The sequence below is a fragment of the Phytobacter sp. RSE-02 genome, assembly GCF_040578655.1.
Taxonomy (GTDB): domain Bacteria; phylum Pseudomonadota; class Gammaproteobacteria; order Enterobacterales; family Enterobacteriaceae; genus Phytobacter; species Phytobacter diazotrophicus.
Map to the genome: position 1 here is coordinate 358078 of NZ_JBEULY010000005.1, position 19364 is coordinate 377441.

The 19364-nt window shown below is 53.0% G+C and carries 21 protein-coding genes; 15 read left to right on the top strand and 6 right to left on the bottom strand.

The window, feature by feature from the left end:
• The first annotated feature begins 149 nt into the window (after nt 1-149).
• From rfaD to ABU190_RS14075, 5 genes are all read left to right on the top strand, one after another.
• Nucleotides 150-1094: an ADP-glyceromanno-heptose 6-epimerase gene (rfaD, locus tag ABU190_RS14055; protein WP_039080128.1), complete on the top strand. Its 945-nt coding sequence runs from the start codon at nt 150-152 to the stop codon at nt 1092-1094.
• Nucleotides 1095-1210: 116 nt separating this feature from the next.
• On the top strand, nt 1211-2257 hold the full coding sequence (rfaF, locus tag ABU190_RS14060; protein WP_354691643.1) for an ADP-heptose--LPS heptosyltransferase RfaF: 1047 nt from the start codon (nt 1211-1213) through the stop codon (nt 2255-2257).
• A 3-nt stretch (nt 2258-2260) separates the two neighbouring features.
• The gene (rfaC, locus tag ABU190_RS14065) at nt 2261-3229 is read left to right on the top strand and encodes a lipopolysaccharide heptosyltransferase RfaC (protein ID WP_169038661.1); all 969 of its coding nucleotides are present in this window, start codon (nt 2261-2263) and stop codon (nt 3227-3229) included.
• Entirely contained in the window at nt 3229-4137 is a 909-nt protein-coding gene (locus ABU190_RS14070; RefSeq protein WP_169038660.1) for a sugar glycosyltransferase, read from the top strand. The genes rfaC and ABU190_RS14070 overlap by 1 nt, the downstream gene beginning before the upstream one ends.
• Nucleotides 4115-5296 carry an O-antigen ligase family protein gene (locus ABU190_RS14075; protein WP_354691644.1) on the top strand — a complete coding sequence of 394 codons (1182 nt, stop codon included), beginning with the start codon at nt 4115-4117 and terminating at the stop codon, nt 5294-5296. Before ABU190_RS14070 ends, ABU190_RS14075 begins: the two co-directional genes overlap by 23 nt.
• Before the next feature lie 36 nt (nt 5297-5332).
• Here the strand turns inward: ABU190_RS14075 and ABU190_RS14080 are convergent, their stop codons facing one another.
• Together ABU190_RS14080 and ABU190_RS14085 are read right to left on the bottom strand one after the other, a co-directional pair.
• Nucleotides 5333-6418, bottom strand: coding sequence for a glycosyltransferase family 9 protein (locus tag ABU190_RS14080; RefSeq protein WP_354691645.1), 1086 nt, complete (start codon nt 6416-6418; stop codon nt 5333-5335).
• Between the two features lie 23 nt (nt 6419-6441).
• The gene (locus tag ABU190_RS14085; protein WP_169038657.1) at nt 6442-7404 is read right to left on the bottom strand and encodes a polysaccharide deacetylase family protein; all 963 of its coding nucleotides are present in this window, start codon (nt 7402-7404) and stop codon (nt 6442-6444) included.
• A 110-nt stretch (nt 7405-7514) separates the two neighbouring features.
• On the opposite strand from ABU190_RS14085, the gene rfaQ reads away from it, so the two are divergent.
• The 7 genes from rfaQ (at nt 7515) to coaD (ending at nt 14473) form a co-directional block, all read left to right on the top strand.
• Nucleotides 7515-8591, top strand: coding sequence for a putative lipopolysaccharide heptosyltransferase III (gene rfaQ, locus ABU190_RS14090; RefSeq protein ID WP_354691646.1), 1077 nt, complete (start codon nt 7515-7517; stop codon nt 8589-8591).
• Nucleotides 8588-9715 carry a glycosyltransferase family 4 protein gene (locus tag ABU190_RS14095; protein WP_354691647.1) on the top strand — a complete coding sequence of 376 codons (1128 nt, stop codon included), beginning with the start codon at nt 8588-8590 and terminating at the stop codon, nt 9713-9715. The genes rfaQ and ABU190_RS14095 overlap by 4 nt, the downstream gene beginning before the upstream one ends.
• 2 nt (nt 9716-9717) lie before the next feature.
• Entirely contained in the window at nt 9718-10812 is a 1095-nt protein-coding gene (locus ABU190_RS14100; RefSeq protein ID WP_354691667.1) for a glycosyltransferase, read from the top strand.
• 28 nt (nt 10813-10840) lie between these two features.
• Nucleotides 10841-11830, top strand: a complete 990-nt coding sequence (locus ABU190_RS14105) for a glycosyltransferase (protein ID WP_354691648.1) — start codon at nt 10841-10843, stop codon at nt 11828-11830.
• A gap of 115 nt (nt 11831-11945) precedes the next feature.
• Complete coding sequence (waaA, locus tag ABU190_RS14110) at nt 11946-13220, top strand: lipid IV(A) 3-deoxy-D-manno-octulosonic acid transferase (RefSeq protein ID WP_039080119.1); 1275 nt, start codon at nt 11946-11948, stop codon at nt 13218-13220.
• Nucleotides 13220-13990 carry a glycosyltransferase family 2 protein gene (locus ABU190_RS14115; RefSeq protein ID WP_354691649.1) on the top strand — a complete coding sequence of 257 codons (771 nt, stop codon included), beginning with the start codon at nt 13220-13222 and terminating at the stop codon, nt 13988-13990. Before waaA ends, ABU190_RS14115 begins: the two co-directional genes overlap by 1 nt.
• A 3-nt stretch (nt 13991-13993) precedes the next feature.
• Nucleotides 13994-14473: a pantetheine-phosphate adenylyltransferase gene (gene coaD, locus ABU190_RS14120; protein ID WP_354691650.1), complete on the top strand. Its 480-nt coding sequence runs from the start codon at nt 13994-13996 to the stop codon at nt 14471-14473.
• Between the two features lie 47 nt (nt 14474-14520).
• Here the strand turns inward: coaD and mutM are convergent, their stop codons facing one another.
• The 4 genes from mutM to radC all read right to left on the bottom strand — a co-directional run bounded on the left by mutM (nt 14521) and on the right by radC (nt 16828).
• Complete coding sequence (gene mutM / locus ABU190_RS14125) at nt 14521-15330, bottom strand: bifunctional DNA-formamidopyrimidine glycosylase/DNA-(apurinic or apyrimidinic site) lyase (protein ID WP_354691651.1); 810 nt, start codon at nt 15328-15330, stop codon at nt 14521-14523.
• Between the two features lie 189 nt (nt 15331-15519).
• Nucleotides 15520-15687 (bottom strand): 50S ribosomal protein L33, encoded by a 168-nt coding sequence (rpmG, locus tag ABU190_RS14130; protein ID WP_003024094.1) that lies wholly within the window; start codon nt 15685-15687, stop codon nt 15520-15522.
• A gap of 20 nt (nt 15688-15707) precedes the next feature.
• A complete protein-coding gene (rpmB, locus tag ABU190_RS14135; protein WP_002436699.1) occupies nt 15708-15944 on the bottom strand; it encodes a 50S ribosomal protein L28 in 237 nt (78 codons plus the stop codon).
• Nucleotides 15945-16159: 215 nt separating this feature from the next.
• On the bottom strand, nt 16160-16828 hold the full coding sequence (gene radC / locus ABU190_RS14140; RefSeq protein WP_039080115.1) for a DNA repair protein RadC: 669 nt from the start codon (nt 16826-16828) through the stop codon (nt 16160-16162).
• Nucleotides 16829-17000: 172 nt separating this feature from the next.
• Between radC and coaBC the strand changes: the two genes are divergently transcribed.
• From coaBC to slmA, 3 genes are all read left to right on the top strand, one after another.
• Nucleotides 17001-18212: a bifunctional phosphopantothenoylcysteine decarboxylase/phosphopantothenate--cysteine ligase CoaBC gene (gene coaBC, locus ABU190_RS14145; protein ID WP_354691668.1), complete on the top strand. Its 1212-nt coding sequence runs from the start codon at nt 17001-17003 to the stop codon at nt 18210-18212.
• Nucleotides 18190-18648, top strand: coding sequence for a dUTP diphosphatase (dut, locus tag ABU190_RS14150; RefSeq protein WP_039080113.1), 459 nt, complete (start codon nt 18190-18192; stop codon nt 18646-18648). Before coaBC ends, dut begins: the two co-directional genes overlap by 23 nt.
• 119 nt (nt 18649-18767) lie before the next feature.
• Nucleotides 18768-19364, top strand: coding sequence for a nucleoid occlusion factor SlmA (gene slmA / locus ABU190_RS14155; RefSeq protein WP_039080112.1), 597 nt, complete (start codon nt 18768-18770; stop codon nt 19362-19364).

Sequence of the window (19364 nt, forward strand, 5' to 3'; positions counted from 1 at the left end):
GCATCACCTGTTGCGCATTTTGTAGCATAAATCACGTGTAAGATTATGGCCTGTCCGTGAATGGCTGTCGGGCTGGCAATGAGATGGTATGATAAGAATCATTAGTGTCTGAGATAGTCTCGGAGCTCCACAATTCAAAGGTCATAGTTATGATTATCGTTACCGGCGGCGCGGGTTTTATCGGCAGCAATATCGTTAAAGCCCTGAATGATAAAGGCATCACCGACATTCTGGTGGTGGACAATCTGAAAGACGGCACCAAGTTTGTGAACCTGGTGGATCTGGATATTGCCGACTACATGGACAAAGAAGACTTCCTTATCCAGATAATGGCGGGTGAAGAATTCGGCGATATCGAGGCTATTTTCCACGAAGGCGCCTGCTCCTCTACCACTGAGTGGGATGGTAAGTACATGATGGATAATAACTATCAGTACTCCAAAGAGGTTCTGCACTACTGCCTGGAACGTGAAATTCCGTTCCTGTACGCCTCTTCTGCGGCGACCTACGGCGGGCGCACCAGCGACTTTATCGAATCACGTGAATATGAAAAACCGCTGAATGTTTACGGTTATTCTAAATTCCTGTTCGATGAGTATGTGCGCCAGATCCTGCCGGAAGCCAACTCTCCGGTTGTCGGTTTCCGCTATTTCAACGTTTACGGGCCGCGCGAAGGGCACAAAGGCAGCATGGCGAGCGTAGCGTTCCACCTCAACACCCAGTTGAATAATGGCGAAAGCCCGAAACTGTTTGAAGGCAGCGACAGCTTCAAACGCGACTTCGTCTATGTAGGCGATGTGGCCGCCGTCAACCTGTGGTTCTGGGAAAATGGCGTATCCGGTATTTTCAACCTCGGGACCGGCCGTGCGGAATCTTTCCAGGCCGTGGCCGATGCCACGCTGGCGTTCCACAAAAAAGGCAGCATCGAATACATTCCGTTCCCGGATAAACTGAAAGGCCGCTATCAGGCATTCACCCAGGCTGACTTAACCAACCTGCGTGCCGCGGGCTATGACAAGCCATTCAAAACCGTTGCCGAAGGCGTAACGGAATATATGGCCTGGCTGAACCGCGATAACGGCACCCATTCATAAAATCATTAAAGCGGTATCAAGGCGGCAACTGAGTGAGTCCCCAGGAGCATAGAATAACGATGTGACTGGGGTGAACAAAGGCAGCCAACGCAGAGACAGCTTGAAGGATGAAGTGAATGAAAATATTGGTGATCGGCCCCTCCTGGGTGGGCGACATGATGATGTCGCAAAGTCTCTATCGCACGCTCAAAGCGCGCTACCCCCAGGCGATTATCGACGTGATGGCTCCCGCGTGGTGCCGTCCGCTGTTATCGCGGATGCCGGAAGTCAACGAGGCGATTCCGATGCCGCTGGGCCACGGCGCTCTGGAACTTGGCGAACGCCGTAAGCTGGGTCACAGCCTGCGGGCAAAACGCTATGACCGGGCATTCGTCCTGCCAAACTCCTTTAAATCGGCGCTGGTCCCGTTCTTTGCCAACGTGCCTCACCGTACCGGCTGGCGCGGCGAAATGCGTTACGGCTTACTGAACGATGTGCGCGTTTTGGACAAGCAGGCCTGGCCGCTAATGGTCGAGCGCTATGTTGCATTGGCCTACGATAAAGGCGTAATGGCATCGGCGAAAGATTTGCCGCAACCGCTGTTATGGCCGCAGTTACAGGTGACTGAGAGCGAAAAAGGCCAGACCTGTGCTGCCTTTAGCCTCTCAGCGGAACGTCCGCTGATCGGTTTTTGCCCCGGCGCTGAGTTTGGTCCGGCCAAGCGCTGGCCACACTATCACTATGCGGAACTGGCAAAACAGCTAATTGATGAAGGCTTCCAGATTGTGCTGTTTGGTTCGGCGAAAGATCATGAAGCAGGCAATCAAATTCTCGCGACGCTAAGCGTTGAACAGCAGGCCTGGTGCCGTAATCTGGCCGGAGAAACTGAACTGGAACAGGCGGTCATTCTACTCGCGTCCTGTAAAGCGGTCGTCAGCAATGACTCTGGCCTGATGCATGTTGCCGCAGCACTCAATCGCCCGCTGGTCGCACTTTATGGGCCAAGCAGCCCGGATTTCACGCCACCGCTGTCGCACAAAGCGCGGGTGATTCGCCTGATTACCGGCTACCACAAAGTACGCAAAGGCGATGCCGCCGAAGGCTATCATCAGAGCCTGATCGACATTACCCCGCAGCAGGTATTGAGCGAACTAAACACGCTGTTGCTGAATGAAGAAGGATAACGCATGCGGGTTCTTATCGTTAAAACCTCTTCAATGGGTGATGTACTGCATACCCTGCCTGCGTTAACTGATGCGGTGCGGGCCATTCCCGGTATTCGCTTTGACTGGGTGGTAGAAGAAAACTTTGCGCAAATCCCGTCGTGGCATGATGCGGTCGACAGGGTTATTCCCGTGGCGATTCGCCGCTGGCGTAAAGCGTGGTTTTCTGCGCCTGTAAAAGCAGAGCGTCGCGCATTTCGTCACGCCGTGCAGGCCGAATATTACGATGTTATCATCGATGCTCAAGGGCTGGTAAAAAGCGCCGCGCTGGTGACACGCCTGGCCCACGGCATCAAACATGGGATGGACTGGCAAACCGCGCGTGAACCGCTGGCGAGCCTGTTCTATAACCGTCGTCACCACATTGCAAAGCAGCAGCATGCGGTAGAACGCACCCGTGAACTGTTCGCGAAAAGCCTGGGCTACGACAAACCGCAAACTCAGGGTGATTACGCCATTGCCCGCCATTTTCCCAATAGCAGCGGCCTGAAAGCGCCGTATGCTGTCTTTTTACATGCCACAACGCGTGATGATAAACACTGGCCTGAGAGCCACTGGCGCGAGCTGATTGGCCTGCTGGCTAACAGCGGTCTGCGTATTAAGCTCCCCTGGGGCGCGCCGCATGAAGAGGCACGGGCAAAACGCCTTGCCGAGGGCTATGATTTCGTTGATGTCCTGCCACGCATGAGCCTGGAGAATGTCGCTCAGGTGCTGGCCGGGGCAAAGTTTGTGGTTTCCGTCGATACCGGTCTGAGTCATTTAACGGCGGCACTGGATCGCCCGAATTTGACGCTCTACGGGCCAACAGACCCAGGGTTGATCGGCGGTTACGGTAAAAACCAGCGCAGCCTGAGCCCCGAAACCGGAAACCGCACGGACGACATTTCCGCCGCACGCGTATATGCAAATCTTAAAAGTCAGTCAGGGGTGTAATGGGTTCACTTTTTAAGCAAATCTACCGTTATACGCGCCCGCGAAGCTTCCGCCATAACGAAAATCTCTGGCCGTGGACCAAAATCCAGCGCGCAGAGAGTGGTGAGATTTGCTCCCTTAATTACAAAGGTGCCCCGGTACCTCTGGTGTCGCTCAGCGAACTGAAAGGTAGTGCACAGGGAGAGGTCTTACTGACCGCCACTGGCCCGTCAACCCGAAGCATTGATTTCAAAAAACTGCCAGCAGATATCCCTGTGATGGGGGTTAACGGCGCCTATTCTCTGTCGCTGGATGTGAGTTTTTCACTCTATGTGATTGTGGATATGGAGTTTTTTGACAAAAGAAGCGATATCATTCGCGCCATTATTGCCGACAGCCGTATCTTGCTGTTTACCACCATGCACGGTATCGCCAAAATTCTCGATCGTCACGCGACAGAGCTCAAATGCCGTTTAGCCCTGATTGAAGACGCATGCTATAAAATTTATCAGCCAAAAGTTCCGCATGACCAAAAATGGGAAGCCTATAACGGCAATTCACTTATGCGGTTTTGCGAGAAGCGCAACGATATCTGTTTTAGTACCGATATCCGGCTGGGTATTTTTGATGCGGGAACCGTCGTGTACTGGGCATTGCAGATTTTAAACTTTATGGGATTTAACACTATTCTCATCAGTGGCCTGGACATGAATAACTTCCACCAGCCGCGTTTTTATGAGACCGCAGAGAACAAGCTGCCATCCTATCTGGAAACAAAAGTCGACAACCTTGTTATGCCGTCTTTCGCTCATGCTTCACGCATAATGAAAGAGAATAAAAGCACAGTCGTGAACTTTTCTTTAGGCAGCGCAGTACCTGATGCAGTTTTTACTAAGGTATCTTTTGATGATTACTTCAACAATCGCTAAGCAGTCCAAAAACGCTTATCCGGTTTTCTTTTATTTGTTTCTTTTTTTTAGTGCCATCTTTTGCATGTCAACACGTGCTAATAATCTTTTCCATATCACTTTAGCCTTGTTCGTACTGTCGTTATTAAGTCGTCAAAATCTCAGCATGCTGGTGCAAAACTGTCGAGGTAAGGGATTGATACTCTTCGCCATGATAGTTTTTATGATTTATTTCTCGCTGAGCAATTTCTGGGGTAGCGAGCCACCGCGTTTCAATTCCACGCTCACCCATGGTACCTATCTCTTTTTCTACGTGCTTATTCTGAATACCCTGCTGGAAAATCCCCGAAGCCGACACTTTGCCATGTTAAGTGTGGTGGCAGGGATTACCGTACTGTCCGTGTACACACTGATAACTGACTACTCGCTGGTACTGACGCTACGGCAGGTTTCTCTTAGCAACCCCGGCCCTACAAATGTTATTGATTTAGCGGGTTATTGCGGCGTGGGTATATTGATCTCAGCCATGCTCATGAAGGAGCAGAAACAGCCGCTGTACTGGATTCCCATCGTCATTTTGCTGTTTATGATGCTACTAACCCAAAGCCGTGGGCCGATTATTTCGCTCTTTATCGCCTTTCTATTCACATTACATCTTAAATTACTGACAGGACGTAATCTGGCTATCGGCGCGGTACTTATTATCGTCTTCGCTGCCTTATTCTTTTTTACCCCGGCCGGTGATTTGCTTGTCGGACGTTTCGAAGCACTCAGCACACAAAGTGGGCTGCGTTTAAGTATCTGGCACCATACGCTACAGGAAGTGTCCTCTCACTGGTGGCTTGGACGTGGTTTTACTTTCGATCTGGATTTTATAAATTACAGCGGCGAGCACATTACCACGACTCATAGTGTATATCTTGGCACCTTGCTGAAAGGCGGGATTGTGGGGTTCTTCACCTTGATGATGATTATCTTCTGTGGTCTGGCTTTTGCGATTGGCAAGTATGTCAAAGACAAACGTTATGAGACCGCGCTGTTCATCTTTGCACTGATATTTATGTCCTCACAGGGAATGTTTATTATCAGTAACCCACGGGAATCCTGGATATTATTCTGGCTACCGTTAGCCGTTGTCATCAGCCACAGCAAACCGAAAAATCTGTTTTATACCTTCTAAAGAATAAAGGCCCGCATCGCGGGCCTTTATTCTTGATTACATCGCCCTTGCTACTGGACGGCAAATTTCTTCGAGGCGGATATCGATAGTTCTTAACAACTCAGCCATCGACATAGCCGAAATATCGTCTGTTGAGCAAATAAGCTGCGTCGCCTTTTCATAGTTTGGCGCCCATATTTTATACCCTGGTAACCCCGTATCTTTCAGCTTACGTTGGTTATAAACGGCAATGAGTGGTTTATTGAGCGCACGTGCGATATGCACAATTGAGGTATCCGGTGTGATCACCAGATCAACCCGACGAACGATTTCAACCGCAGAATTGATAGTGCTGTCCTTCAGAAAGAGGACATTATCGATATTGAGTTGACTGACTTTCGCGCTCTGACCAATTATCACCGCCCTTGTGGGATAAGGCAGTGTATTCAGGTGTTCAACAATGCTGACGACCTGCTCGCGAGAAAAATCTTTATCCTCGGATCCCGTAAAAGGATTGATTGCCACAAAGCAGGTTTGCGGCGATTCGGTTGTCAGCAATTGCGCCACTTTCTCGCGCTCATGTGCGTCTCCCGCCACGTGGTAGGTATAGGGGGCAACCGTAATACCAAATAAATTCAATACCTGCTGATACCGTGCGGAAATATGCTTTGTGGCATCAAGAAACGCGATGGAGTGGTCAAAAAGCTTGTACTGCTCTTTGTTGTAGCCAATAACGCAACCCACGTTCAGTTCAGACAACAACTTAAAACGCTCGTAGGTATTCACGTCATCAAAATCAATGACGGCATCAAACCGCTCGGCCTGCAATGCCGCAAGCGACATGCGCGGTTTATAGAGGTGAACGTTTTCCAGATAGTCCGCACCGGACAGAATTTGCTTGCAGACAGGGCCTGTCAACACCGAAACGCGATATCCCTTTGCGGCCAGCGCCTGCGCGCATCCCGTTGTTACCACCATATCGCCAATTTTGTCATCGAGGCGCAGTAACAAAAGGTGTTTCACCGATTGCGGATTAAAGGGCGCACGCGCGGCTTTATGACGGTAGCGGCGATTGATCAACGCAAATTTAATGCTCCGGAAAAACGCGTTCTTTTTGCGTGTGAATTGCTTAAGGGCACCCATCGTTATCAACTCAACTTATCTATTTAGCACTGTACAATTTTCTGCTGATAATAGTCCGCCAGAGTCATTCCCTGAACGCGCGGCTGCAGCCATGTAAAGAAGGACTCAAGGTCATCGTACAGACGCTCGATATCCTGTTCATTCTTAAACGTCGGGCTCCCGCCCGGCATATATTCAGACGAGTGCAGCATGTACTCAACGTAGTCGTTACCCTGCGCCAGCGTCTGCTCCACAACACGCTGCATCGTCTCGACATTGCCGCCCATCGGGCGTAGCCAATGGACAGAAGGCGAACGCAATTTACCGCGCAGTTTATCGTAGCCCTGTTTGATACTGTTCATCAGCGCCGAGTGCTTGAACTGAATGCTCATTGGCACCTCAAGCAGCGGCGAATTGCCGGGCTTACTGATGTCGTTTTCATCAAGGAAATAGGCCTGCAGCGGGAACTGGCGATAATCTGTGCCCCCGGTTCCCTGTGGTGCCCCTTTCGCGGTTTTCCAGTTCACTTTTGGTGTGACGGAACAGTCCACCTCGTAGCCATATTCGATCAGCAGGCGCGCATAACGTTCATCAAAGGCCCAGCGACCGGCACGATGGCTGCGCATTTTGGTCTGGAAGGTGTCCTGCAGGAGTTTGGTCATAAAATCGACCTTTTCCCGCATCAGTGCGTCGGAATATTCAATGAGGTAGGGTTTGTAGCGCCAGTCATTATCGGTCAGCGGCGTCTCTGGCGGGCTATTCCAGGCATGTAAATGCATACCGATTTCTGCCGTACCCCGGGCAATCACGTCCTGGCCAAACTCAATAAAAAACGGGTCGATGGCCATTTCGTAGTTAGTCAGATAGACCGGTTTAAAACCATACTTTTCGCACACAGCCTGAAAACGCGGCAAATATTTCGCATTTTCCGTGGTGATACTGTCATTTTTTTGCCAGAGGTTGTCACCCTCTGTATCGATCGTGATAAGAAATGCCGGTTTCTGCACGTCTTTGTCCTCAGGCTCAGTTATCCGGTCATGGTAGAGCAATACAACGCTTCTCTCAATGCATCTGATAACCTAGAATCAGAGGCTTGTGATCGGATTAAGAAGACCGTATGACGCCCGAAACCCGCCCTTTCGACAGCAAAATGCCTGCGCGCATTTTAGTGATAAAGCTACGCCATCATGGCGATATGCTGCTGATTACACCTGTGATTCAGACACTTCGCCAGCGCTATCCTGACGCGAAAATCGACGTTTTGCTGTATGAAGAGACAAGGGATATGCTCGCCGCCAACACCGATATCCATCACATTTACGGCATTGACCGAAAATGGAAAAAACAGGGGCAGCGGCACCTGATCGCGATGGAATGGGAGCTTCTGCGCACTTTACGCAAGCAACATTACGACCTGGTACTGAACCTGGCCGACCAATGGCGCAGCGCTATCGTCACCCGCTTTACCGGCGCCCCACAGCGCATCGGCTTTGATTTCCCGAAACGCCGTCACCCTATTTGGCGTTTTTGCCATACCGTTCTGGCTTCTACGCAGGCACATAACAGCCTGCATACGGTCCAGCAAAATCTCTCCATTCTGGCGCCGCTGGGCATAGAGGTACAAAATGCCCCGGCCAAAATGGGCTATAGCGAGGCGGACTGGCAGACCTGCAAGGCATTGCTACCAGAAGGGTTAACCGGGGGCTATATCGTCGTGCAACCCACCTCACGCTGGTTCTTTAAATGCTGGCGAGAGGATCGGATGAGCGCAGTGATTAACGCGCTCTCGGCTGACGGATACACCGTTGTGCTCACCTCTGGCCCGGACGCCAAAGAAAAACAGATGGTCGATACCATTATCGCAGGCTGCCCGGATGCACACCTGGTCTCGCTGGCCGGTAAACTGACGCTGCGCCAGCTCGGTGCGCTGATTGACCACGCCCGCCTGTTTATTGGCGTCGATTCCGTACCGATGCACATGGCCGCCGCGCTGAATACGCCGCTGGTTGCCTTGTTTGGCCCCTCTAAACTGACTTTCTGGCGTCCCTGGCAGGCTCAGGGCGAAGTCATTTGGGCTGGCGATTACGGCCCGCTTCCCGATCCGGATGCGATTGATACCCGCACTGATGAACGCTACCTGGATTTAATTCCTGAGGAAGAGGTTATCGCCGCGGCAAGAAGGGTTTTAGCATGAGTAAATTTCGCCTGGCGCTGGTAAGACAGAAATACCGCCCTGATGGCGGCGCGGAACGTTTTGTCTCCCGCGCGCTGGAAGCGCTCGATAGTAGCAATCTCGAACTGAATGTCATCACCCGCGAGTGGCAGGGGCCGGTAAAACCGGACTGGCACATTCATATTTGTAACCCCAGAAAATGGGGACGCATCAGCCGCGAGCGCGGGTTCGCCAACGCCGCAAGAGCACTCTGGGAAAGCAAACAGTTCGACCTTGTGCAAAGCCATGAGCGCATCCCAGGCTGCGACCTGTATCGCGCTGGTGATGGCGTGCACCGCCGCTGGCTGGAGCAACGCGCGCGAATTCTCCCCGGCTGGAAACAAGCCTTGTTGTTCGCTGACCGCTATCACCGCTATGTGATGAATGCCGAACGCGAGATGTACCAGCATGACCATCTGCGTGGCGTCATTTGCAACGCAGAGATGATAAAGCAGGAGATCATTGCGGATTTCGGCCTGCCGGCAGATAAAATCCACGTGATTTACAACGCCATCGATAATCAGCGTTTCACACCGCCGGATGAAGAGACGTTTGCAGCCCTGCGACAAGCGCGCGGGATCCCGCTACAGGCAACCTGCCTGGTCTATGTCGGCTCGGGCTTTGAACGTAAGGGACTGGATGCGGCCATTCGCGCTATTGCCCCCACGGATCGCCACCTTTTCGTCGTTGGCAAAGATAAAGACCAGCGTCGCTACGAATCTCTGGCGGCATCGCTCAACTGCGCCAGTCGGGTGCATTTCTTTGGCATGCAAACAGAGACGCTACCGTTCTATCAAATGGCGGATGGTCTGCTGCTGCCAACCCTTTACGATCCGTTCCCCAATGTGATTCTGGAAGCAATGGCCTGCGGTTTACCGGTCATCACCACGACCGGCTGCGGCGGCCAGGAATTCATAGTGCAGGGGCAGAATGGCTACGTATGCGATGCGCTGGATATTCCCGCATTGCAGGACGCCGTTATGGCGCTCCCCGCACGCGCGTTAGGCTCCAGCGAAGGCCAGCATGCCCGGGAGCGTATTTTGTCCTGCACCGCCGGGCGTCTGTCGACGCAATTACTTGCCCTTTACCAGAAGCTGGTGAAATGACCATGCGCATACTGTTTATCATTGATGGATTACCGGGCGGCGGCGCCGAGAAAGTCGTTTTGACGCTCGCAGAGACTTTTTTACGCCTGGGCGATGAGGTATCACTCTTTTCCCTGCGCGACGTCTGCGAATATCCTCTGCCTGAGGGGCTGGATTACCGGGTTATCGCCGATAAATGTCGTAAGCCCTGGCGTAAGCTGACGGAGATTTCGCGTCGTGCGCGCCAGCTTGACGATGCGGTCGTTGATGCCGAACGGTCTGGTCGTTTCGACCTTGTATTATCAAACCTGCATAAAACCGATCGCATTGTGTCGCGCAGTAAAACGCTGCGCTCGCACAACCTCTGGTTCTGTCTGCATGGCGTGTTTTCAACCTCTTATCTTGGCCATCGGACAGGCTTTGACCGCTGGCTAAAACAGCAGAAAATTAAACGCGTTTACCAGGGGCGCAATATCGTTAGCGTCTCCAGCGCCGTCGGGCAGGACCTGGTCGAACAATTCGCCATTCAGCCTGCACAACTGAAAACCATTTATAACCCTTTTGATATTGCCGCGATCCGCGCAAGCGCTGAGGCTCCCTTTGAGATGGCCGGGCAGGATTACATTATCCACGTCGGGCGCCTGCATCCCGGAAAACGTCAGGACCGCCTGATTGAAGCCTATGCGCTGAGTCACATCACCGCGCCGTTAGTGATGCTCGGCCAGGGCAAACCAGAGCAAGAAGAGCGTTTGCGCGCATTGGCTGAAAAGCTGGGTGTGGCGGACCGCGTGCTGTTTAAAGGTTTTCAGAGCAATCCACATTCATGGATGAAGCAGGCACGCATGCTGGTACTCAGCTCCGATAGCGAAGGCCTGGGCAATGTCGTCATTGAAGCGCTGATTCTGGGCACTCCCGTTGCCAGTACCCGTTGTCCGGGCGGCATCCCGGAGATCCTGACGGGCCCGCTGGCGCAAGGGCTTGCAGACCTCAATAGCCCTGCGCTGGCTCAGGCGATGCAAAGCATTTACACTAACCCGCCGATTATTGAGCAGGCCGCGCTGGAAAAATTCAGCGTGGAGACAATCTGTCAGCAATATCGCCAGTTAGACAAAGAGTAACTGGCCCCTTACCGATACCGGATCTTTTATGAGTCAAAACCCTTTACTGAGCATCGTGGTCGCGGTGTATAACGGCGGGAAATTTCTCGCACAGTTTTTTGAATGCATTGAACAACAGCAGCTTGAAAGCTATGAACTGATCCTGGTAAACGATGGTTCGACAGATGACAGCCTGGCCGTTATCGATACCTGGCGCGACAGAATGCAAAACGTTACGCTAATTCAACAGGAAAATCAGGGCGTTTCCGTCGCGCGAAATTCTGGCCTCGCCATTGCGAAAGGTAAATATCTGACCTTCCCGGATATTGACGACAAGCTCTACCCTGGGATGTTCCGCACGCTGCTGGACATGGCTGAAAAAGGCAATCTTGATGTTGCCACCTGTAATGGCCGCTATGTTTACGAAAAGAACCGTGAAAGCCACCCTATTTTCCCACCTGAGCGCTTATCTTCCACACCAGTATTGCCGGGCCACGTCTGGCTGAAAACCGCGCTCGACTCGCGCAAATTTCTGCACGTCACCTGGCTGAATATCTATCGCCGGGAATTTATTACCCGGCACAATTTTCATTTCGAACCGGGGCTGCGTCATCAGGATATTCCCTGGACCACGGAAGTGCTGCTGGCTGCAGAACGCGTGCAGTACACCAGTGAATCCTTTTATGACTACTACATTCATTCGGAATCGGTGTCGCACAAGCCGGACAATGACGATACGCTGATGCGCTCAGCGCGCCATTACATGAAAATTCTTGAGATGCTGGACGCCATCAATAAGCGTTACCCGGATAAGGCGCGTAATATCTCCGCCTGTCGCTGGCAAATCGCCAAAGAGGGGCTTGGCATTATTCATACGTTCGATGAAATGAAAGATGAAGCGAAAAAACGTATTATCATCAGTGAGTTTTTCGATCGTGGAATCTGGCGGCTGATTTGGACCAATGCCAGCTCATTGCGTTTACGCTGGCGTCTGGGGCGCCGTTATTTTCGGATTAAAAAATACCGCGATGTCGCATAGCGTGTGCCGCGTTCCCGCTATAGCCCTGGCGCAGTATCAATGCGCCAAAGAGATAGCTTTAAGCGGGCTAAATGCTTAGAATTTGCCCGCCGAAACTCAAAAAACGGATAATCGCTTGGAATTGTTGTATACCATCCTGCTCTACTTAATTCAGCCTCTGGTGTGGCTGCGGCTTCTGCTTCGCAGCCGCAAGGCCCCGGCTTACCGTAAACGCTGGGCTGAACGCTATGGTTTTTGCCGTAATAAAGTGAAGCCGGACGGTATTTTGCTGCATTCCGTCTCCGTTGGCGAAACGCTGGCGGCCATTCCGCTGGTACGTGCATTGCGCCACCGCTATCCCATGCTGCCCATTACCGTCACCACCATGACACCGACGGGCTCAGAGCGGGTGATGTCTGCCTTTGGCAAAGATGTTCATCACGTCTATCTCCCTTACGATCTGCCCGGCGCGATGGGCCGTTTTCTCGATACGGTCCGCCCAAAGCTGGTGATCGTGATGGAAACCGAACTGTGGCCCAATATGATTGCCGCGCTGAACCGTCGCAAAATTCCGCTGGTGATAGCCAATGCGCGCCTGTCAGACCGTTCGGCCAAAGGCTACGGCAAACTGGGGCGATTTATGCGTCGTCTGCTCAGCAGAATCACCTTGATTGCCGCGCAAACCCAGGAAGATGGCGATCGTTTTCTGCAGTTGGGCCTGAAACGGGGCCAGCTTGCCGTTACCGGCAGCCTGAAATTTGATATCTCCGTCACCCCGGAATTAGCCGCTAAAGCCATAACACTGCGGCGTCAGTGGGCGCCTCGCCGTAAAGTATGGATTGCTACCAGCACCCACGACGGCGAAGAGACGATTATCCTGCAGGCACATCGTAAGTTGCTGGAGACGTTCCCTGATTTACTGCTGATCCTGGTGCCGCGTCACCCGGAGCGCTTCCCTGACGCCCGCGAAATGGTGCGCAAAGGCGGCTTTAGTTTCATCATGAGAAGCTCGGGTGAAATTCCTTCCGGCAGTACTCAGGTCGTTATTGGCGATACCATGGGTGAGCTGATGCTGCTTTACGGTATTGCTGATATGGCCTTTGTTGGCGGCAGCCTGGTTGAGCGCGGCGGTCATAACCCGCTGGAGCCGGCGGCACATGCCATTCCTGTGCTGATGGGCCCACACACCTTCAACTTCAAAGATATCTGCGCGCGCCTGCAAGCCGCTGATGGCCTGATTACCGTCACCGATGCCGACTCGCTGGTCAAAGAGGTCTCGACCTTGCTGACCGATGAAGATTACCGTCTGTGGTGTGGTCGCCATGCCGTTGAAGTTCTGCATCAGAACCAGGGCGCGCTGACGCGTCTGCTGCAACTCCTGCAACCGTATTTGCCTCAGCGGAGCCATTAATGTCTCAACGCCTGTCGGTGGTCATGATCGCCAAAAACGCGGCAGACCTGCTGCCAGATTGCTTAGCGTCAGTCACATGGGCCGATGAAATTATCCTTCTCGATTCCGGCAGCCAGGATGCAACGTCAGAGGTCGCGCGCGCGGCAGGGGTAAAGGTTTTCACTGATACCAACTGGCAGGGCTATGGTATTCAGCGCCAGAAGGCGCAACGCTTTGCCAGCGGTGACTATGTCTTGATGATTGACACCGATGAACGGGTCACACCGGAACTGGCGCAATCTATTCGCGCGGTACTTGATGCCCCACAGCCGGATGCGGTTTACAGCATCGCCCGTCGTAACTTTTTCCTGGGACGTTTTATGCGTCACAGTGGCTGGTACCCTGACCGGGTGATGCGGCTCTACCCACGCGAGCGCTACCAGTACAACGCCAGTCTCGTACATGAGTCACTGGACACCCAGGGCGCAAAAGTTATCGAACTGAAAGGCGACCTGCTGCATTTAACCTGCCGTGATTTCGCCAGCTTTCAGCGCAAACAGCTCAATTACGCCACAGCCTGGGCGCAAGAACGTCATCAGAAGGGCAAGAAGGCATCGCTGGCGGGTATTTTCACCCATACGCTGGGGGCGTTCCTGAAAACGCTGCTGCTGCGCGGTGGCGTGCTGGATGGCAAACAAGGCTGGCTGCTCGCGGTAGTCAATGCGCAGTATACTTTCAACAAATACACCGAACTGTGGGCGCTAAACCACGGTTACAGCGAGAAAGCCTAAGCGATGAGCACAAAAGCAATTTATCCCGGTACGTTTGATCCCATCACTAACGGGCATATTGATATCGTGACCCGCGCCGCCACCATGTTCGATGAAGTGGTGATGGCGATTGCCGCCAGCCCAAGCAAAAAACCAATGTTTACGCTCGACGAGCGCGTGGCGCTGGCTCAGGAAGCAACCAAACAGATTCCGAACGTCACGGTGACGGGCTTTAGTGATCTGATGGCCAATTTTGCGCGCGCCCAGCAGGCGAATATTCTGATTCGTGGCCTGCGTGCGGTGGCAGATTTTGAATATGAGATGCAACTGGCGCATATGAATCGCCATCTGATGCCTGACCTGGAAAGCGTATTTCTGATGCCATCAAAAGAGTGGTCGTTTATTTCCTCCACGCTGGTCAAAGAGGTGGCCCGCCACGCAGGCGATGTGACCCATTTCTTGCCGGAGAATGTGCATCAGGCGCTGATGGAAAAGTTGAAGTAGCGCCAGTATGCCGGATAGCGGCTTCGCTCATCCGGCAAATTAATCCATTACTTCTGGCACTGCCTGCAATAGAACGTCGCCCGCTGCGCATGTTTCGCTGCCACAATCGGCGTGCCACACACCCGACATGGCTCCCCTTTACGTCCATAAACCTGCAGCTCCTGCGCAAAGTAGCCGGGCTTCCCGTCACTTTGCAGGAAGTCCTTCAGCGTAGTGCCGCCCTGCTCTATCGAGCGCAGTAACACCGCTTTAATGACCCGTACCAACAGTTCGTATTCCGCTCGGGAGAGAGAGGAGGCCAGCCTGTCAGGGTGAATGCCCGCGGCAAAGAGCGATTCACTGGCGTAAATATTACCCACGCCCACCACCAGCTTGTTATCCATCAGCCAGGGTTTGATGGCGATTTTCTTCTTCGCACATTTCTGTTGCAGGTAATCGGCGTTAAACGCCTCACTTAGCGGTTCCGGCCCCAGATGTGCCAGCACATTGTGACCTTCCAGCTCTTTCGTCCACAGCCAGGCGCCAAAGCGTCGTGGATCGGTGTAACGCAGCACTTTGCCATTGCTCATTACCAGATCGACATGGTCATGTTTTTCCGCCGGGAGGTCTTCGGTGAGAATACGCAGGCTGCCGGACATCCCCAAATGGATGATTATCCAGCCGTCCGGTAACTCCAGCAGCAGGTATTTGGCACGGCGCTGCACGCTGAGCACCGGTTTGTCGCTCAGGCGATGAATTTCATCCGAGACAGGCCACCGGAGGCGCCCGTTACGGACGATAGCATGAAGAATTTTGGCGCCGACCAGATGCGGTTCAATACCGCGGCGGCTGGTTTCTACCTCGGGTAATTCTGGCATGTTTATTTCTCCTTATTTCCCCAATGTAATTTGAGTCACAGGAAGGCGGCAAGAAGTGAATCCCGGGAGCTTACCTTAGTAGGGGACCAGGGTGAGCGTACACAGCTAACGTACCTGCGGCTCAAACTACGAAGGGCAAAATGCAAAAAACCCCGCCGAAGCGAGGTTTTCGTACAAAGAAAGCGCAAATTATTTAATTTTTGCTTCTTTGTAAAGAACGTGCTGACGGACAACTGGATCGAATTTTTTCAGTTCCAGTTTTTCCGGCTTAGTACGTTTGTTCTTCGTGGTGGTATAGAAGTGACCAGTACCAGCAGAAGAAACCAGCTTGATTTTCTCACGAATACCTTTAGCCATGATTTATTTCCTCTAAGTACTTAGTACTTTTCGCCACGGGCACGCAGTTCAGACAGAACTGTATCGATGCCTTTCTTATCGATTACACGCATACCTTTAGCAGATACGCGCAGGGTGACAAAACGCTTCTCGCTCTCAACCCAGAAACGGTGAGAGTGCAGGTTCGGCAGGAAACGGCGTTTAGTCGCGTTCAGTGCGTGGGAACGGTTGTTACCGGTCACCGGACGCTTGCCAGTAACTTGGCAGACTCGGGACATGTCTATTCTCCAAAAATCAAATTAGCTCGAGCTTCGTATGGGGTATTGGCGCCTCGTCAGGCTTTCACAGCCTGGTCTGACGGTTCTAAGCGAACTCGTGTAGCCAGGCCCAATTGCCAAACCCGAGATTCTCAAAGGTGGCGTAGTATACGCTGAGTCGGCGATGTGCTCAAGTCCCGAACAGACAAAGATCCCGATGGATCGCCCAAAAAGGTCTAAATCCAGCCCCGTTCTGCGAACGAAACGTACTCTCCACGGCCTATCACCAGATGATCGAGCACACGAATATCCATAAACTGACAGCACTTCACCACCCTTTCGGTGATGATTCTATCCGCTTTACTGGGTTCAGCGCTACCCGAAGGATGATTATGCGCAAGGATCACGGCGGCGGCATTCACTTTAATCGCCTCGCGGACAATTTCGCGCGGATGCACTTCCACCTGATTAATGGTGCCGGAAAAAAGACGGCAATGCTTCAACACCCGATTTTGGTTGTCGAGAAAGATCGCCATAAAGATCTCGCGCTCTTCGCCCGTCAACTGGCTTTGCAGAAATTCCCGGGTCAGCTCCGGGCTTAACAATGATGTTTCTTCCAGTAGCCGAACGCTGTAGTAGCGCCGAGCCAGCTCGGCAATGCCTTTTAATTGCGCGTATTTCGCCACCCCAATGCCATTAACGTTGGCAAAATCTTTATAGTCCGCCGAGAGCAGCCCGTAGAGTGAGCCGAAGTGCTGCAGCAAATCGCGGGAAAGCGTCATCACTGATTTCCCCTGCGTGCCAGTGCGTAAAAACAGCGCCAGTAGCTCGACATCCGTCAGCGACTCAATGCCCGCACTCATCATTTTTTCTCTGGGCAATGGGGGTAAATAAACTATATCCATGTCGAATCCTCCCTTTTACGCACTATGCTGCCACAAGCGAAAAGGGCCATCGACACAGGATCGCCACACTTGCGTAATACCTCGCAAAGAGCACGACGGGCAAAAGCACGACAGCACCAGGATTGTGATAAAATGCCCGCCTTCTGGTGAAATCCAACAGGAAAGAGTCATGATGAGTCTGGCGGGTAAAAAAATCGTTCTCGGCATAAGCGGCGGCATCGCGGCTTACAAAGCGCCGGAACTGGTGCGTCGTCTGCGCGATCGCGGCGCCGATGTGCGCGTTGCGATGACCGAAGCAGCGAAAGCTTTTATTACGCCGCTGAGCCTGCAGGCGGTTTCCGGCTACCCGGTTTCCGACAGTCTGCTCGACCCGGCCGCCGAAGCCGCAATGGGCCATATTGAGCTTGGCAAATGGGCCGACCTGGTCATTCTCGCCCCCGCCACCGCCGATTTAATCGCGCGCGTCGCCGCCGGTATGGCTAATGACCTGGTGTCGACGATTTGCCTTGCCACGCCTTCTCCGGTTGCGGTTGTGCCCGCCATGAACCAGCAGATGTATCGCGCCGCTGCCACTCAGCATAATTTAGAGGTGCTGGCCTCGCGCGGCCTGTTATTGTGGGGCCCGGATAGCGGCAGCCAGGCCTGCGGCGACATTGGGCCGGGCCGGATGCTGGATCCGCTAACCATCGTTGATCTCGCCGCCGCGCATTTCTCACCTGTCAACGATCTGCAACATCTGAACATCATGATTACCGCCGGTCCGACCCGCGAGCCGCTGGACCCGGTGCGTTATATTACAAACCACAGCTCCGGCAAGATGGGCTTTGCCATCGCTGCGGCGGCCGCCCGTCGTGGCGCTAACGTGACGCTGGTGGCAGGCCCGGTGTCGTTGGCAACGCCAGCATGGGTCAAACGGATTGACGTGACCACCGCTCTGGAGATGGAGGCCGCGGTACAGGGTCTCGCTCAGCAGCAGCACATTTTTATTGGCTGTGCCGCCGTCGCGGATTATCGCGCCGCCGCCATTGCCGAAGAAAAAATCAAAAAGCAAGGCGATGAATTAACAATAAAAATGGTCAAAAACCCGGATATCGTCGCCGGTGTCGCCGCATTGACCGAGCATCGCCCCTATGTCGTTGGGTTTGCCGCCGAAACAAATAATGTGGAAGAATATGCCCGGCAAAAACGTGCCCGCAAAAACCTCGACCTGATCTGCGCTAACGACGTTTCGCAATCAAATCAAGGCTTTAATAGCGACAATAACGCTTTGCATCTTTTCTGGCAGGATGGCGATAAACATTTACCGCTAAAGAGCAAGGAACAGTTAGGCCACTTATTACTGGACGAGATCGTTACCCGTTATGATGAAAAAAATCGACGTTAAGATTCTGGACCCGCGTGTAGGCAAGCAATTCCCACTGCCGACCTACGCCACCGCCGGTTCTGCCGGCCTTGATCTGCGTGCCTGTCTCGACGACGCCGTAGAGCTGGCGCCGGGCGCGACCACCCTGCTGCCGACCGGTCTGGCGATTCATATTGCCGATCCGTCGCTTGCCGCAGTGATTCTGCCGCGCTCTGGCCTTGGCCATAAGCATGGTATTGTGCTGGGTAACCTGGTGGGACTTATTGACTCTGACTACCAGGGGCAATTGATGGTATCCGTCTGGAACCGTGGTCAGGACAGTTTTACCATTGAACCCGGTGAGCGCATCGCGCAAATGGTGTTTGTCCCGGTCGTTCAGGCTGAATTTAATCTGGTTGAAGAGTTTGACGCCACAGATCGTGGTGAAGGTGGCTTCGGTCACTCCGGGCGTAAATAAGCAGCCCATTTAACGCATCCTGCGGCGAAATAACGCCATAACATTTCCGCAAACACCGGTTTGCGGCCGCCGCGTGGATGTTCGCCTGATAAGCGCTTATTTCAGGGGTATTTTGCAACATGGCAGAAAAACAAACCGCGAAAAGGAATCGTCGCGAAGAAATACTTCAGTCTCTGGCACTGATGCTTGAATCCAGCGATGGAAGTCAACGCATCACGACGGCAAAACTGGCGGCGTCTGTTGGCGTCTCCGAGGCCGCTTTGTACCGTCATTTCCCTAGCAAGACACGCATGTTCGATAGCCTCATTGAGTTTATCGAAGATAGCCTGATTACCCGTATCAACCTGATCATGAAAGATGAAAAGGACACCACAGCGCGCCTGCGTCTGATTGTGCAACTGATTCTGGGGTTTGGTGAGCGTAATCCAGGACTGACCCGCATTCTTACCGGTCATGCGCTGATGTTTGAACAGGATCGCTTACAAGGGCGCATCAATCAGCTTTTCGAGCGTATCGAATCCCAGATTCGCCAGGTGCTGCGCGAAAAGAAGATGCGTGAAGGCGAAGGCTACGTCACTGACGAAACGCTGCTGGCAAGTCAGTTGCTGTCGTTTTGTGAGGGGATGTTGTCGCGCTATGTGCGTAGCGAGTTCAAATACAGTCCAACCGATGAGTTTGAAGCACGCTGGCCCTTGCTGGCCGCACAGTTGCAGTAA

Excerpts from the sequence above, each read along its gene's own strand:
- rfaD (WP_039080128.1), top strand. The coding sequence starts at position 150 with ATGATTATCGTTACCGGCGGCGCGGGTTTTATCGGCAGCAATATCGTT.
- rfaF (WP_354691643.1), top strand. The coding sequence starts at position 1,211 with ATGAAAATATTGGTGATCGGCCCCTCCTGGGTGGGCGACATGATGATG.
- rfaC (WP_169038661.1), top strand. The coding sequence starts at position 2,261 with ATGCGGGTTCTTATCGTTAAAACCTCTTCAATGGGTGATGTACTGCAT.
- ABU190_RS14070 (WP_169038660.1), top strand. The coding sequence starts at position 3,229 with ATGGGTTCACTTTTTAAGCAAATCTACCGTTATACGCGCCCGCGAAGC.
- ABU190_RS14075 (WP_354691644.1), top strand. The coding sequence starts at position 4,115 with ATGATTACTTCAACAATCGCTAAGCAGTCCAAAAACGCTTATCCGGTT.
- ABU190_RS14080 (WP_354691645.1), bottom strand. The coding sequence starts at position 6,418 with ATGGGTGCCCTTAAGCAATTCACACGCAAAAAGAACGCGTTTTTCCGG.
- rfaQ (WP_354691646.1), top strand. The coding sequence starts at position 7,515 with ATGACGCCCGAAACCCGCCCTTTCGACAGCAAAATGCCTGCGCGCATT.
- ABU190_RS14095 (WP_354691647.1), top strand. The coding sequence starts at position 8,588 with ATGAGTAAATTTCGCCTGGCGCTGGTAAGACAGAAATACCGCCCTGAT.
- ABU190_RS14100 (WP_354691667.1), top strand. The coding sequence starts at position 9,718 with ATGCGCATACTGTTTATCATTGATGGATTACCGGGCGGCGGCGCCGAG.
- ABU190_RS14105 (WP_354691648.1), top strand. The coding sequence starts at position 10,841 with ATGAGTCAAAACCCTTTACTGAGCATCGTGGTCGCGGTGTATAACGGC.
- ABU190_RS14115 (WP_354691649.1), top strand. The coding sequence starts at position 13,220 with ATGTCTCAACGCCTGTCGGTGGTCATGATCGCCAAAAACGCGGCAGAC.
- coaD (WP_354691650.1), top strand. The coding sequence starts at position 13,994 with ATGAGCACAAAAGCAATTTATCCCGGTACGTTTGATCCCATCACTAAC.
- mutM (WP_354691651.1), bottom strand. The coding sequence starts at position 15,330 with ATGCCAGAATTACCCGAGGTAGAAACCAGCCGCCGCGGTATTGAACCG.
- rpmG (WP_003024094.1), bottom strand. The coding sequence starts at position 15,687 with ATGGCTAAAGGTATTCGTGAGAAAATCAAGCTGGTTTCTTCTGCTGGT.
- rpmB (WP_002436699.1), bottom strand. The coding sequence starts at position 15,944 with ATGTCCCGAGTCTGCCAAGTTACTGGCAAGCGTCCGGTGACCGGTAAC.
- radC (WP_039080115.1), bottom strand. The coding sequence starts at position 16,828 with ATGGATATAGTTTATTTACCCCCATTGCCCAGAGAAAAAATGATGAGT.
- coaBC (WP_354691668.1), top strand. The coding sequence starts at position 17,001 with ATGAGTCTGGCGGGTAAAAAAATCGTTCTCGGCATAAGCGGCGGCATC.
- dut (WP_039080113.1), top strand. The coding sequence starts at position 18,190 with ATGATGAAAAAAATCGACGTTAAGATTCTGGACCCGCGTGTAGGCAAG.
- slmA (WP_039080112.1), top strand. The coding sequence starts at position 18,768 with ATGGCAGAAAAACAAACCGCGAAAAGGAATCGTCGCGAAGAAATACTT.